This window comes from Borrelia puertoricensis (genome assembly GCF_023035875.1).
GTDB classification, from domain to species: domain Bacteria; phylum Spirochaetota; class Spirochaetia; order Borreliales; family Borreliaceae; genus Borrelia; species Borrelia puertoricensis.
In genome coordinates this window covers 1-12,886 of sequence record NZ_CP075388.1, presented here as the reverse complement: position 1 = coordinate 12,886, position 12,886 = coordinate 1, and the positions used below count along the sequence as shown (strand labels likewise).

Here is a 12,886-nt window from a genome sequence, read left to right as displayed (position 1 = left end):
CACTTATGGATAATAAATTTACCATCAAATTTAAAGGTATACTCGATCATGCATCAACGAAAAAAACATTAGAGAGAGACATATCAAAATTAGAAGAGAACTTAAAACCCAAACTTTCTTCTCTCAAAAGTACTAAAGATATAATTAAAGCTAATTTAAAAGATAAAAATGCAGAACTTGCAAAACAAAATAAATATGAACGTTTAAGAGAGCGAGTAGAGAAATTTAGACTTACTGAGACTAAAAAGCTAATGAAGCAAGGACACAGCTTCGAAAAAGCTAAACGAGAAGCTTTTAAACGATCTACTATGTCTACTAAAGACTTACGTAATTTAGAATTTAAATCACTTAAAGAAAACTCTAAAATGCAACAAAATTTAATAAAAAAAAACAATTTGACTTCTAAAGTCATAATAGGAAGTGCAATTGGTAATATAATAGCTAGTTCCATTAAAGGTGCTTCCTCTAATATGTTTGCATTTGCAAAATCATCAGTAAAAGATGCTGCAGAAAGAAAACGAATAGGTACCCTAAACTCTAGAATTTTTAACTCAACTGAAAAAGGCAAATTATTAAATACTATATCGAGAATTAAAACATTTGAAAGGGGAAGAGAGAAGGAAGAATTCTTAAATAAAGCTGCTGTTATTAAAAGCACTCTTAATAATCTGGGAATGAATAATGAAACTAATATGAGAAAAGCAGTAGAACTTGCAGCTAAACTTAAAGCTAGTGGACTCTCATCAAGTGATGATGCTATCTCTTCAGTTGTTGATTTACTTCGTGGAGAAGGTGGTTCAATCTTTAATTTAATGAGTCAATTTGATAAATTTGGTAACAAGTATCTTGAACATGCTGAGCGTAAATGGCAACAGGATACTTTTCACGATATGGGTTCAAGAATAACTAAACTTGATGAAGTTTTAAGTGATTTTAACGAATTAAATCTCACAAATACTACAAGCTCTTATGACTCTGCAACAAGTAGTATGGATAAGATAGATGAAGAATTAAAAAAACTAACTGCGTCCACATTAACACCTTTAATGGATTTTTCCGCTAAAGCACTTAAAAAGATAAATGAATTTAACTTTCACAAAGATATCGTTGATCCTATAATAAACGGAATTAAAAGCATTTTTAGTTTAGATAGACTTATTGCAAGACTTAAATCAATATTGCCCTTATGGATGGGAGGAGATAGTGGTGAGAGCTTATCAAAAATTACTCATGAAGATAAATCTATTACTACTCCTCCCAGTGGTACTTAAAATAGGGAGACATTTATGCAACCTATGGAAATATTTCAAATTATTAAAGATACTGTAACACAAATATTTGCTTTATTTAGCACAGATAATTTTATTGTTCTCTTCCCAAGACCTGATCTTAAGGGACTTGGGTATTTGCCCCAATTATTCTTTATTAAACCTAAATTTGAACTTATAACTCGTACTTATAACACCACATGTTCCAAACGTCCTGTAATTAATTACTACTTAAGGAAAGCTGAATATGTAAGTTATAACCCTGTACTTACAGGAGAAGTTATTGCTTTAAATGGTGGTGTACTTACAAGTCTTTATAAGAATATGTTAGCTCCACTGAAATTAACTCCTTTTGGTAACTCACTACTTGAATTTGATAGTAATTTAGTTAAAGAACAACTGGCTGGTAGACTTCAAGCACAAGTTCCCTTTACTGCTTATAGTCCAACTTTTGGCATTAAAGAATTAGTTGTAATTACTTCCCTAACATTTAAAGATGTGCCTTTCATAGATGAAGTTGAGCTTAATCTTAACATGGAAGTTATTAAAACTTTTGCTTTAGAAAAATACAAAGGATAAGCTTGTGATATTACTTAAATATGATTTTAAGATTGAATTTTACTCTACTACTAGCTCAAATAAAAATATTACTGGTGATGCAACACCAGAATCTTCTCCTAAAATCATTATCAACACACAACATGGCATTTATGTTGATATCTCAATATCTAATGTTTATTCAAGTTACAATTTTGTAAGGGCAAAACAAGCCAAACTTGTTCTTTGGAATTTACACCTCGATTTCAACAATCATATACATGAAGGAGATATTGTAAAGATATACTATAAAAAATTTGCTCATGAAGACTCATTTACATTTATCATGGCAGGTTATCTGGGAGTCCCAATGAGCAGTGACTATCCTAGTGGTGATTTTAGCATAGAGCTTGAACTTCATTTAGCATCAAAGAGTAATTTCTTTAACCGAGAACTTGAAACAAAACAATTTAAAGGAATGACGGTCCAGGACGCTATAAACTTTGCCTTTCCGGGTAGAAATATAATCAATATGAGCACTAATGACAGACTTAAAATCATAGAAGAGCATATTTATGCTAGAATTCCAAAAGAATTTATAGAAAAATTATCTAAAAAATATATACAAAATGTTATTGCTGATGTTGGTAATGGAGTTGATTTGGTTGAATGTAATCTCATATTCACAAATCATCAATTAACCGGTCCTGATGCTCATTATGAGTCACTTGAAGATTATGGTCTTGAATTTATCCCAAAGCAAGAAATTACTATAGGCACTACTCTTAATATAAGACTTATATATTGGAGAGCAAAGCTTACTTATACTCATAAATTAAAAGTTGGTGACAGAGTATCATTTAGAGATTCTTTGGGGAATATAATAAAGAGCACGATTTGTGAAACTAGTGCTTCTCTAAGCAATTCTGGTGAGTGTTCACTTACCTTAAAGCTTTATGATGACATTAATCATCTAAAAATGAAATAAAGGAGAGGATATGAATTTTAATTATGAAATTTATAGAATGAATCAGAGCATGTCTGGTTCTGCTTTAACTCAAGAAGAGAGCAAAGAATGGATAGCTAACAATATATGCATATCAAAAATAGGTGTTGTAAAATCATTTAACAGCGATACTCAAGAAGGTATTGTAGAAATTGACGAATATAAAGGACTTGAGATTCACACTCGTAATATATCAAATATCAATCTAAGTCTTCACAAAGATGACAGAGTAGTACTTCTTCAATCAAACATTAATCTATTTAATACAGATGACAATATATATTTTGATAAACATCATTTTTATATATTAAGTGCAATTGACCCTAAGCATCTTAAAATATATGCTAAACATAAGTTGGATATACGTAATGAGATAACTAGTCTTAAAGACATCTTAGAGGCAATAGTAAATGCTATTAATAACTTAAGAATTATAGGAAATTCAAGCATTGATTACTCTTCTCTCTCTTACTATACATCAAAAATAAATAGCAAAATTAATAATTTATTTAATTAGTTTTTTAATATTTTTGTTATACATTTCCTTTAAGTTAAAGGTTAAAGATTGATTTACATAGGTTAGTATGGATTTAAAGGTTGATTTGCAGTTTAATTTAGTATCAGGCTCAGACTTACAGATTGCTGATGGAATAGAAGAGCAAAAACAAAGATTATTTATTTTCCTTAAAACCCCTAAAGGAAGTCTTGCTCTAAATCCAACATGGGGATTTGATTATACACATATCCTTAAATTATGTAAGCTTGGCACTCTAGATCAAATTAAATATTATCTCTACTCTGTTGCCCAAGAACTGGACATTGATCTTACTGGAGTTAACATTAATATAAACTCAAAAATATTACAAATTACTCTCTATTTTCCTGGTGATTCTTTTCAAACGGAGATTTGCATATGAGTATTGCTTTTGATAATAATTTCGGCATTCTAAAACAAAATATCTCACAAATAATTAACACAAAGAGAGAATATTTAAAACAAACACACGGTATTGTGATAAAAGATGACCCATCATCCATTTACAACATCATAGCTGCTTCTCTTGCTACAGTTGAGGAACAAATAATTAATGAACTTAACATTTTTATGGATAAACTTAAACCACAAGGTGAGTATTGGAAGGCTATAGAGTCTCATATAAGTGTTAAAAGCACCACTCATGAAGCATTAAGAAATGCTATACTGAACTTACCGAATGTAAAATACGTTAACATTGTAAGCACAGCAGGAAAAGCTAATATTTATCTTATTGTTAATGATACCATCTTAAACGACTCTAAGAACACAATTAAAGATTCTACATTCAAAGCAAACCTTTGGGAAGTACTTTATAGCACTATTCCTAGTGGAACTATCTTAGAAGGTGATATTGATATTGATGGAATAAATAGCCACAATCAAGTTAAATCTTATAAAGTTTCTCTAGGAAAGACTAAATATATCTATCTTAAAGTAAAATACAAACTTGACCTTAAAAATCACATTTATCTCAATATCGACATGCAAATAAGAGAAATATACAGGAGAATTATCAATAATAATTACTCTGACATGGGAATTAGTTTTGAATATCAAGATTTTACTGCTCCGGTTAATGAGATAAAAGGCATTCAAGAACTTAAAATTAATGCCTGCATTAAAGACAATCCTGAGACAAGTATAAGTAACATTAGCGCAAGTGATTTTAAAGAGAATCAAGATATTGAAATCAGTCCATCAGAAATACTTAACTTCAGTCTCACTGAGAGACTACTTATTGATATTCAAACTTAAGGAGATATATTGAGCATACCAGGTTTTCTTCATAAAACACAAATAGAAAAATTTATACGTTCAGAATTAGATTATGCAAATAAAATACTTGCTGAAATTAAGAGCTTAAATTCTAATTTCTCTGGTATTATTGCTAGTAACTATCTATCTTCTCATTTTATTGCTGTCTGGTTATCAAACGTATTTAAAACTTTTCACTATAAAAGTCGCCCATTAAAAGAGCTTGCAAGCAATATTGACAGCGTCATTTTTGCTTTAAGACATATTGGTACTGATGAGTCATTTATTAGATTATTTAAAGCTTTTCTTAATGTTGATATTGAAATTACAACACCAGAAGCTGGAGTTATTAGTATTAAATTACTTGGAAGTATAAAAACTAATTTTATATCATATATTACTCCTAGTACTGCTGTTGGAGTAAAACCCAAACGTATACGCTTACGTCAATCAAAACAAGGATACGAAGATAAATATAAAACACTAGCATTCAATTTTATTCCTAAAGGATATTCTCATTCAATTTATGCTTTTATTAAAGGCATGATTCCTATAGGAAGAAAACTTAAAATTATTGACAATCAAAATATAGAAGTTGTTTCTTTTAACTAATGGAGGTATCATTTGTCAACAGATGAGAGACTTTTAATGGACGAGAATGAATTTATACAAATTAAAGATTTAAATAGGGTAAATGATATAAAAAATAGTGATTTACTTTTATTAGATGATGGTGTTGCAAGTTGTAATGCAATTACTTATGAAAACTTCCTTCAAAAGACTAAAGATAAAACGTTTAAAGGAGAAGGATTATCTTATTTTAAGGAAGTAATTAAAGACACTATTGCAACAGAACTTGCTGAGAATAGTGAATTTACAGATAAACTTTACTCTAAACTACTAAGCAAACTTATGAATAATGACTCAAGTTATAAGAGTAATTTATCTAGCTATATCAGAAGTGATCTTACAAGTAATATGAGTTCTTATTCGCATTTCTCTAGTTCAGACAAATTTGTTACTATATCAAGTTATAACTCGCTACAAAAAACTACAATACCAGAATATTTAACAGGCATTCCTTCAAGTTTTAGTTTATCAAGAGAGAGAAGCTCTAGTTCTTATATTTATGAATCCTCTCTTAGAAGTAAGTCTTACTTACTAGATATGACATCTGAGTACAGCAACGAAGATGTTAAACTTATATTTTATAAAAGTGATGATGATAAGCCTATTTATTTAGATATATATCTTGACGTAACAATTAATGCTGGTGGTAGCAAATATACAAAAAAAGTATCTGTTAAATATTCTGATGAATCACAAACATCAATAATATACTATAATAGTGCCAAAAATGCTTACATAGACACTGTAGTACCACTATTTAGAGGATGGTACATACAAAAATATAGATATCTAAGCGGAAATCGTGTTCCGGTTTTAGTAAAACTGTAATTTTACTTTGTAAAACTTAATAAATTATTAGTTTTTGGTACTTTTTGTAATATACTTTATTTATCTTTTTTATGTGAGGTTACAAGGTTAATGGATCATTTCACTTTAACTAAATTGTCTGAAATATCAGAACTTTTAATTAATATCAATGAAATTAAATTAATTGTCATTGCCACTTTTATTTTAGGTATAGGACTTATCTTTAAACCGGTAATTAAAGATATCATAAGTTTATTAGCAACTAAATTTAAAAGAAAGCATAAAGGAAAGGATTAATCAATGACTCTTGACATTAGTTCATTAAATACTGCTTTAAATGCAATAGAAACATTATTTAGTACACTGTCTAATTTTGAAGATGGCTCTTTTAACGTGAATGCTCATAAAATATTTATGCTACTTAATGAAGTTTACACAGAATACAGAATTATTTTCACTAAAAACATGGAAAGATTAGAGAATGCATTAACGCCCCAAATCCAAGAAGCATTAACTCCTATTAATAACAAAATACAAGAATTTATAGAAAAGGTTAATAATAATCCTGAAAACATGAGATTGCCAAAATGGGAAGGAACAAAAGAATCATATTCAAAGGAGTTATAAATTGAATTTAACTACTGCAAAATTAAGTATAGATATACTAAACAAATTTACGGAACTGCTAAAACAAGACTCAAATACCAACACACAAAAATACATTAATATCTTTAGCAAAGTAGTAAATTACTTTTATTCTATGTACAGGGATAATTTAATTAAAAGGGAACAAGCTGAAAGCACGAAAATACTATCTCAATTTGATGACATTTTAAGAATTAATTTAGAGATAATAGATAGTTCTAATGAACATTTAAGTAAAGAGAATACAAAACGCATTGCTTCACTACGTTTAAAGAGAAATAAGCTTATGGAAGCTTATATTAATAAGCTTAAAGAAGAGGACAGAAATAATGAATAGACTATTTAAAGTTATTTTCATTTGTGCTATTACTCTAATTATGAATTGCACAACCATTGCTTCCTTAACTAAAGAACCAACTATGCCAGATGATTCTAATTTAGAATCAATAAGTAAATACGAATCTGAACTCTCAAAATACGTACTTTATTTACAAGGATTTTTAGTTGATGCTAAGAAAAAAATGAAAAACAAAGATTTTCCCAAATTTTCTTTTTTTGATGCAAGCAAATTAAAATCAGAACATACAATCAAAGCATTAAACTTTAATATCTCCCTACTGCAAGAATATATCTCTCAAACAAAACCTATTGCTGAAGATGTATATAAAAGATATACGAAATTAAAATAATTTTAATGAGTAAGCCCCTATTGGGGCTTTTTTCTTTATATATTACAATATTCTTGATAACTTCATTTAGGAGAGGAATTAAATGCACAAAAAATATGTATTTAATATTATATTACAATTACAAAAAGCACTATTTATACTTCTTACTTTTTGTAATTGTGATTTGGATATACACACAAACAAATTAATCAACACTGATTTAAAAAAGTTGAAATCATTAACTAACTTAGACAATAAAAAAAAACAATCTTTAGATTTCCTTACAACTACACTTAAAGATCAAAATAGTTTAAATAATGCAAAAAAAGAAATAGAAAGTGAGCTTTATAAACAGCTTAGCAAAACTGACATCAATTATGACTATCAATATAATGAAAAAAAATTATCAAAATTCTTTAATGAACTTGATGAAGAAAAAATCCAAGAATTACTAGATAGAATATCCACAATGCAAAATCTAATTAACACCAGCACCCACCCACTCTTCTCATATAAAAAAGAAGGCGAAGATGATGATAATCTAACAACAGAACAAAAAAAAGTTAAAGCATTAAATGTTATGAAAAACAAAATATGCGTTGCATTTTATATATATGGCAATAACGGTTTTTCAACACACGATACCTTTGTGTATATGATGGTATTTTTGAATCCCATACATCCTACATATCACAAACTATGTGATGAAATAGATGAGTTAAAATAAACCCCAAATAGGGGCTTATTTTATTATGCAGATCTAAATAAACAATCAAATTCCTTATCAGTAGATAAGTGCCCAAATAATTTCAGTGGACTATTTCCAAGCTTATCTAAATCAAAAGCTAAAAATACATCAAACTTTTCTATCTTTTCTGGGTCTCTACTACTCTTACTAAAATACTCTTTTATCAAATTACACCAATACTGTATACTCTTTAATGTTTTATTTTTATTAAAGTATTCAAGTATACTCGAATCATCTCCAACTTGAATAGATTTAAGATATGAATTTATCTCTTCTAAACTGTTAAATGGTTTATTAAGAACAAATTTATGCATATTACGTGCTGCTATGAGTAGATTTCTATAATACTTAAATTTATTTGTCTCTACATTGCTCTTAGATTTAGATTGGTCAGTATGAACAGTGTTTTTATCCTCTACATTATTTCCTGATATATTTACTTGTGTATTCCCATCATTGTTTTTGGCAATAGCTTTAACTCTCTCTCTATTATTTTCTAGCTCGGGTAATAATGAACTAGCATCAGTGTCAACTTCACTCTCTATTGATAGGTATCCTACAAGAGCATATCTTTTATGATATGTTATGCATGAACCTACAAGTTGCGATAAAGTATTTTGATTCTTTGCCCCTAGAGAAGAAAATTCTTCTGTGTAAATTGGAGTATCAAATGACTCACAGTACCCACTACTTGGACTGTAAAATGTTGTTGTAATAACATTAATTGTATTATTTCCCACAACTTTAAATGTTGGACATTGCAGGAAATCAATATCTAAATTGTTACTCTTTATAACATTCTTTATCTCTCTGATTATCTCATTAAAATTTTGATATTTATACCCATATCCATTAAGATTCTTAGCAACACCACTTAAATTCATACGTAGACTGTATAGAGATTTTAGAAAGTTTACCCTTGCTTGATTCTCATCAGTTACTAAAGCTTGATTATTTACTCTTATATCTGTTACTTTTATCTTTTGTTTACCCAGTTTCTTAACTGCTCTGCGCATTTTGGTTTTTGTATTTTTAACTTTATTTTTTGTCATATTTAATCTCCTTTATGAGTTACTAAACATAAATATATATCAAAAACTATTTTTTTAACAAAAAAATTATAATTTTTTTGTTACTAACTGACTTAACTAAAAATAAATATAAAAATTTAGAGCTTAGTTAAAAATTCTAAAAGAACTCTTAACTAAGCTCTAATGCCTTAATAAGCACACTCATAAAGGTGATTGCCAGTAAACAATACCTAATAATAGGTTACAACACTTTTGAAATAATAACAAGCACATATTAACAAATATTAATTTTTTTAAAAAAAAACAAATTTTTCACCATTATCAATTTATAAAATATTTATTTATTAAAGAAGAAATAATTGGGAAAAAAATCCCTATTCCTATTATCATTAAATATATGATTCTATTCCCCGTATTAAGTTTTTTAATAGTACTGCATTATTATCCTGTATTTCCTTAAGTAAATTCTTTTCTACACTGTCTATTTTGATATCTAGATTAGCTATGTCTCGTTTAAATTCTACCTTAGTAAATTCAATATCTTTTTTTAAGTTGCTCTCTATATTAGTGATTTGTTGTTCTAATGAATTCATTTTTTTCTTAAAACTTCAAAATTAGAATTATCATTATGAAGTAAAATGAAATTCACAGCTTCTTCAGTAAATCCCTTACTTAAGAACTCATTTAAATCTTCTGTTCTATATATCTTATATGCTAAATTATTCATAAATCCTCCTTATACTTAGTCTTTTAAACTTTTAAATTTTTTCATAAACTCTTCTAGTAAATCCTTCTTGTCTTTAAAAAGTTCATCCATTAAGAAACTTGTAAACTTAGCATTTTTCTTATAAAAATCATAACTTTCTTGATTCTTAAGCTGAAATCTTAATGGTTTTATTGGATTTTGTTTTGATTTTTTAATAACACTATTGTCTTCTAACTTCTTAATGGTATTCTCAATACCATTACTAGCTACAAAATCATAATCGATAATACCATGTTCTACCCCTGAGGCTATTTTTATATATTTATATGCTTGAGATTTTGCGATCTTAAAATCCGATAAAAAGCTATAAAAGTTCTTATATCCATCAAAAATATATAACTTTTTTTTGTTTATTAAACTTAATATTTTTGCTGTTTCTATTTTATTATAAATATCGTCTACAGTTAAAGACTTGAGTTTGTCTTTTAATCTTAAATATTCATCTTTATGATTATCTTTTGATAATTTTGTTTCCAAATCACTCTCTTTCATGTTAACTCTCCTTCCTATGATCATTTTATTTTTATCACCCATTTACACTCCTTTTGTCCATAACTGGACATTTCTTTTTTTGTTATCTATTTAAAAGATTATTTAAGGATTTCTTATATTCTTGATAATAATCATTATTTAAACAGAATTCTTTTCTATAAAATACTGTCTTTTTTATATCATCTCTTTTAGGAATAATTCCTATTAAGTTTTTTTTATATCGAGTTTCTAATTCTAATATTATTTCTTTATCAATGCTTTGTCTTTCTAAAGCACCTGTTACCAAAAAATGGGGAAAAAGATCTTCCCTATAAACTTTTTTAGTAGCATCTATTATTAAATCTATACTTTCAACTGCCCATAAATCAGAATTAATAGGAACAACTAGGTAATCAGCAATAATCAAGGCGTTATTTAAAAGATGTCCTAAGCTAGGATTTGTATCGATTATTATATAGTCGTATTTAAATTTGACCGTTAAAAGTCTTTTTTCTAATAGATTATCTTGCAAAGGAATACTTTCGGAATTAAAAGAAGACAATTCTAATGAACTAGGAATTAGATCTATACAATTACTTACATTAAAGATACAATTCTCTATATATTTTCTTTGTTTGAAAATTTCATATAGATTATATCTTTCAATATCTATATTTTGTTCTTGCAATTTAAATAAGAAATAACTTGTAATACTGGCTTGGGGATCACTATCAATCAGCAAAACCTTGTAACTTTCATGTGACAATATATTGCTAAAGAATAAGGCACTTGTACTTTTTCCAACACCACCTTTAATCGATGCTATTGTTATTACTTTTGGTTTTTTTGTATCCATTTTTCAATCAGACCTCCTTCTGGTAATTTTTTACCATAAAATTCATATACTTCTCTTTCTAAATTTGTTAACATATCAATTAAAGTTTTGTAATATTGTTTATGAATTCTATCTTTCCTAAGTAAATAAATAAATCCCCTCAAATAACAAAATACACTCCCTTTTTTAAATCTAAATTCTATGTAATAAATTTTTGAAAATGATACCGCTTTAATAACTCCATTCTCTTCATATCTTCTAATAGTATTTTTTATTGGTTTTCTATATCCATAAGAAATTCCTAAAAATTTATCACCTTCTTTTACAGAAAATAATCGAAACCATTCTGCCTTTTCTTCGTTGAACAATCCTTTAAATGAAATAAAAAATTTATGTTTTTGATTTTTATCAATACCAAATTTGTATAAATCTTTCATTATTTTAGTATGGTATATTTTTCGATTTTCAATCTCTTCTATTTTTATAAAAAGAGATTTCTCTTCTTTTGGTATTAATTTTATTTTTTTCTTCTCTACATTTTTCAATATACAATCCATAATAAATCCTTAAGTAAAAGCTTGTTTAAGCTTTTCATGCTTCAAATATCTTTTTTGTTCTTTTATCAATTCTAAAAGCTCGTAATAGTAATGGTTATTAAATACTTTTCCATACTCCAATTCTCCCTGTTTGCCCAAATATTCTTTCAATAATGGTATAAACATTTCAATTCTTACTTTATGCTTTAATTGATCAATGAGTATGCTAAAGATGTTGTTCCTAATATCTTTTTTATCTTCCTTAGTATTTGCTTTAACACGCTCAACTGACTTCTTAAGTTTTCCTATTATCTTTTTTAAATCACTGTATTTATCTTTTTCTATAATAAAGTGGGGTTTGTTCTTATATTGTTCATATAAATTTTGTATTTGTGTTTCTAATTGTTTACTATCATATCCTTCATTCTCTAGATTAGCTTTTGTCTCATCTAGTATCTTGCTTAATTCTTTTTGTTTACTCTCAAGTTTACTGTTATTTGATTTAATCCTGTCTATGTGTTTATACACATTATTTTCAGCTATTTTGATGGCTTTAAATGATTGAATCTTAAAATCTTTGTTCGCTTCTAAATTCAAAATAGAGAGAAAAGCATTTGATTTAAAATTGCATTTCTTAGCGTATTTCTGTACTTGTAATTTTTCTATAGATTTTATGTTGTTCTTATCTTCTTCTTTATTATTATAAGTATTATTAAAACACTCCGCTTTTTCTACACTCTCCTTTTTATTACATCTTTTTTTTAAGTAATCATTTACACGGTTTTTGTATCTTTCTTCTTTTTTATCTCTAAAGTGTTTATTGATTATAAGGTGACATTCTTTTTTAGAGTATTTAAGTTTGTAATGAACTTCAGTACCCATATTTACACCCAAGTGTTTGTGATAGTTAATTGTTACTTTAAATACTTTTTCTAATTTATAAAGATATTTTTGAAGTGTTTTAAGAGTAGTTTCTTTATGACCATTTCGTTTTAAGTTTCCATTAAAGTAGTAAAGTAGATTGCTTTGTGTGTATTTTTTATGTTTATTATTGATATAGTCAATTGTTGATATTGCTACTATTAGTTTGTGTTGGTATTTGTTTTTGTATGAGCTAGGATTTTTTATAGTTTTTTGGCTTCCCAT

The 12,886-nt window shown here is 27.4% G+C and carries 20 protein-coding genes; 13 read left to right on the top strand and 7 right to left on the bottom strand.

Translation table 11 applies throughout. The annotated features are described in order from the left end of the window. Positions 1-5 precede the first annotated feature (5 nt). The 13 genes from bpuSUM_RS06520 (at position 6) to bpuSUM_RS06460 (ending at position 8,080) form a co-directional block, all read left to right on the top strand. On the top strand, positions 6-1,271 hold the full coding sequence (locus bpuSUM_RS06520; RefSeq protein WP_247066718.1) for a DUF759 family protein: 1,266 nt from the start codon (positions 6-8) through the stop codon (positions 1,269-1,271). 15 nt (positions 1,272-1,286) lie between these two features. Next, positions 1,287-1,847 (top strand): DUF792 family protein, encoded by a 561-nt coding sequence (locus bpuSUM_RS06515; RefSeq protein WP_247067004.1) that lies wholly within the window; start codon positions 1,287-1,289, stop codon positions 1,845-1,847. A 4-nt stretch (positions 1,848-1,851) separates the two neighbouring features. Beyond that, positions 1,852-2,793 carry a DUF693 family protein gene (locus tag bpuSUM_RS06510; protein WP_247067208.1) on the top strand — a complete coding sequence of 314 codons (942 nt, stop codon included), beginning with the start codon at positions 1,852-1,854 and terminating at the stop codon, positions 2,791-2,793. A 10-nt stretch (positions 2,794-2,803) separates the two neighbouring features. Then, positions 2,804-3,328, top strand: a complete 525-nt coding sequence (locus bpuSUM_RS06505; RefSeq protein ID WP_247067206.1) for a DUF777 family protein — start codon at positions 2,804-2,806, stop codon at positions 3,326-3,328. A gap of 67 nt (positions 3,329-3,395) precedes the next feature. Continuing rightward, on the top strand, positions 3,396-3,728 hold the full coding sequence (locus tag bpuSUM_RS06500; protein WP_247066619.1) for a hypothetical protein: 333 nt from the start codon (positions 3,396-3,398) through the stop codon (positions 3,726-3,728). Continuing rightward, the gene (locus bpuSUM_RS06495; protein ID WP_247066617.1) at positions 3,725-4,603 is read left to right on the top strand and encodes a DUF276 domain-containing protein; all 879 of its coding nucleotides are present in this window, start codon (positions 3,725-3,727) and stop codon (positions 4,601-4,603) included. Before bpuSUM_RS06500 ends, bpuSUM_RS06495 begins: the two co-directional genes overlap by 4 nt. 9 nt (positions 4,604-4,612) lie before the next feature. Then, positions 4,613-5,215, top strand: a complete 603-nt coding sequence (locus bpuSUM_RS06490; RefSeq protein WP_247066708.1) for a DUF735 family protein — start codon at positions 4,613-4,615, stop codon at positions 5,213-5,215. A gap of 36 nt (positions 5,216-5,251) precedes the next feature. Then, positions 5,252-6,061: a DUF685 domain-containing protein gene (locus bpuSUM_RS06485; protein WP_430644663.1), complete on the top strand. Its 810-nt coding sequence runs from the start codon at positions 5,252-5,254 to the stop codon at positions 6,059-6,061. A 90-nt stretch (positions 6,062-6,151) separates the two neighbouring features. Further along, positions 6,152-6,337: a BlyA family holin gene (locus bpuSUM_RS06480; protein ID WP_247066419.1), complete on the top strand. Its 186-nt coding sequence runs from the start codon at positions 6,152-6,154 to the stop codon at positions 6,335-6,337. 3 nt (positions 6,338-6,340) lie between these two features. Beyond that, positions 6,341-6,667 (top strand): BlyB family putative holin accessory protein, encoded by a 327-nt coding sequence (locus bpuSUM_RS06475; RefSeq protein ID WP_247066609.1) that lies wholly within the window; start codon positions 6,341-6,343, stop codon positions 6,665-6,667. Between the two features lies 1 nt (position 6,668). After that, positions 6,669-7,022, top strand: a complete 354-nt coding sequence (locus tag bpuSUM_RS06470) for a BlyB family putative holin accessory protein (RefSeq protein ID WP_247066606.1) — start codon at positions 6,669-6,671, stop codon at positions 7,020-7,022. Between the two features lie 40 nt (positions 7,023-7,062). Continuing rightward, on the top strand, positions 7,063-7,374 hold the full coding sequence (locus bpuSUM_RS06465; protein ID WP_247066604.1) for a BBA14 family lipoprotein: 312 nt from the start codon (positions 7,063-7,065) through the stop codon (positions 7,372-7,374). Positions 7,375-7,456: 82 nt separating this feature from the next. After that, on the top strand, positions 7,457-8,080 hold the full coding sequence (locus bpuSUM_RS06460; RefSeq protein ID WP_247067204.1) for a hypothetical protein: 624 nt from the start codon (positions 7,457-7,459) through the stop codon (positions 8,078-8,080). Positions 8,081-8,103: 23 nt separating this feature from the next. Here the strand turns inward: bpuSUM_RS06460 and bpuSUM_RS06455 are convergent, their stop codons facing one another. The 7 genes from bpuSUM_RS06455 to bpuSUM_RS06430 form a co-directional block, all read right to left on the bottom strand. Beyond that, positions 8,104-9,153 carry an ERF family protein gene (locus bpuSUM_RS06455; RefSeq protein ID WP_247067202.1) on the bottom strand — a complete coding sequence of 350 codons (1,050 nt, stop codon included), beginning with the start codon at positions 9,151-9,153 and terminating at the stop codon, positions 8,104-8,106. A gap of 368 nt (positions 9,154-9,521) precedes the next feature. Next, a complete protein-coding gene (locus tag bpuSUM_RS09965) occupies positions 9,522-9,725 on the bottom strand; it encodes a hypothetical protein (protein ID WP_347343302.1) in 204 nt (67 codons plus the stop codon). Continuing rightward, positions 9,722-9,859 carry a Bdr family repetitive protein gene (gene bdr, locus bpuSUM_RS09960; protein ID WP_347343301.1) on the bottom strand — a complete coding sequence of 46 codons (138 nt, stop codon included), beginning with the start codon at positions 9,857-9,859 and terminating at the stop codon, positions 9,722-9,724. Before bdr ends, bpuSUM_RS09965 begins: the two co-directional genes overlap by 4 nt. 15 nt (positions 9,860-9,874) lie before the next feature. Next, a complete protein-coding gene (locus tag bpuSUM_RS06445) occupies positions 9,875-10,432 on the bottom strand; it encodes a chromosome replication/partitioning protein (RefSeq protein ID WP_247067201.1) in 558 nt (185 codons plus the stop codon). A 40-nt stretch (positions 10,433-10,472) separates the two neighbouring features. Continuing rightward, positions 10,473-11,225: a ParA family protein gene (locus bpuSUM_RS06440; protein WP_247067199.1), complete on the bottom strand. Its 753-nt coding sequence runs from the start codon at positions 11,223-11,225 to the stop codon at positions 10,473-10,475. Beyond that, positions 11,201-11,761 (bottom strand): DUF226 domain-containing protein, encoded by a 561-nt coding sequence (locus bpuSUM_RS06435; protein WP_247067197.1) that lies wholly within the window; start codon positions 11,759-11,761, stop codon positions 11,201-11,203. The genes bpuSUM_RS06440 and bpuSUM_RS06435 overlap by 25 nt, the downstream gene beginning before the upstream one ends. Before the next feature lie 9 nt (positions 11,762-11,770). Then, a complete protein-coding gene (locus tag bpuSUM_RS06430; RefSeq protein ID WP_247067195.1) occupies positions 11,771-12,886 on the bottom strand; it encodes a plasmid maintenance protein in 1,116 nt (371 codons plus the stop codon).

What these genes read in the sequence shown, in the direction of transcription:
- bpuSUM_RS06520 (WP_247066718.1), top strand. Translation starts at nt 6, where the DNA reads ATGGATAATAAATTTACCATCAAATTTAAAGGTATACTCGATCATGCA.
- bpuSUM_RS06515 (WP_247067004.1), top strand. Translation starts at nt 1,287, where the DNA reads ATGCAACCTATGGAAATATTTCAAATTATTAAAGATACTGTAACACAA.
- bpuSUM_RS06505 (WP_247067206.1), top strand. Translation starts at nt 2,804, where the DNA reads ATGAATTTTAATTATGAAATTTATAGAATGAATCAGAGCATGTCTGGT.
- bpuSUM_RS06500 (WP_247066619.1), top strand. Translation starts at nt 3,396, where the DNA reads ATGGATTTAAAGGTTGATTTGCAGTTTAATTTAGTATCAGGCTCAGAC.
- bpuSUM_RS06495 (WP_247066617.1), top strand. Translation starts at nt 3,725, where the DNA reads ATGAGTATTGCTTTTGATAATAATTTCGGCATTCTAAAACAAAATATC.
- bpuSUM_RS06485 (WP_430644663.1), top strand. Translation starts at nt 5,252, where the DNA reads ATGGACGAGAATGAATTTATACAAATTAAAGATTTAAATAGGGTAAAT.
- bpuSUM_RS06480 (WP_247066419.1), top strand. Translation starts at nt 6,152, where the DNA reads ATGGATCATTTCACTTTAACTAAATTGTCTGAAATATCAGAACTTTTA.
- bpuSUM_RS06475 (WP_247066609.1), top strand. Translation starts at nt 6,341, where the DNA reads ATGACTCTTGACATTAGTTCATTAAATACTGCTTTAAATGCAATAGAA.
- bpuSUM_RS06465 (WP_247066604.1), top strand. Translation starts at nt 7,063, where the DNA reads ATGAATTGCACAACCATTGCTTCCTTAACTAAAGAACCAACTATGCCA.
- bpuSUM_RS06460 (WP_247067204.1), top strand. Translation starts at nt 7,457, where the DNA reads ATGCACAAAAAATATGTATTTAATATTATATTACAATTACAAAAAGCA.
- bpuSUM_RS06455 (WP_247067202.1), bottom strand. Translation starts at nt 9,153, where the DNA reads ATGACAAAAAATAAAGTTAAAAATACAAAAACCAAAATGCGCAGAGCA.
- bpuSUM_RS09965 (WP_347343302.1), bottom strand. Translation starts at nt 9,725, where the DNA reads ATGAATTCATTAGAACAACAAATCACTAATATAGAGAGCAACTTAAAA.
- bdr (WP_347343301.1), bottom strand. Translation starts at nt 9,859, where the DNA reads ATGAATAATTTAGCATATAAGATATATAGAACAGAAGATTTAAATGAG.
- bpuSUM_RS06445 (WP_247067201.1), bottom strand. Translation starts at nt 10,432, where the DNA reads ATGGGTGATAAAAATAAAATGATCATAGGAAGGAGAGTTAACATGAAA.
- bpuSUM_RS06440 (WP_247067199.1), bottom strand. Translation starts at nt 11,225, where the DNA reads ATGGATACAAAAAAACCAAAAGTAATAACAATAGCATCGATTAAAGGT.
- bpuSUM_RS06435 (WP_247067197.1), bottom strand. Translation starts at nt 11,761, where the DNA reads ATGGATTGTATATTGAAAAATGTAGAGAAGAAAAAAATAAAATTAATA.
- bpuSUM_RS06430 (WP_247067195.1), bottom strand. Translation starts at nt 12,886, where the DNA reads ATGGGAAGCCAAAAAACTATAAAAAATCCTAGCTCATACAAAAACAAA.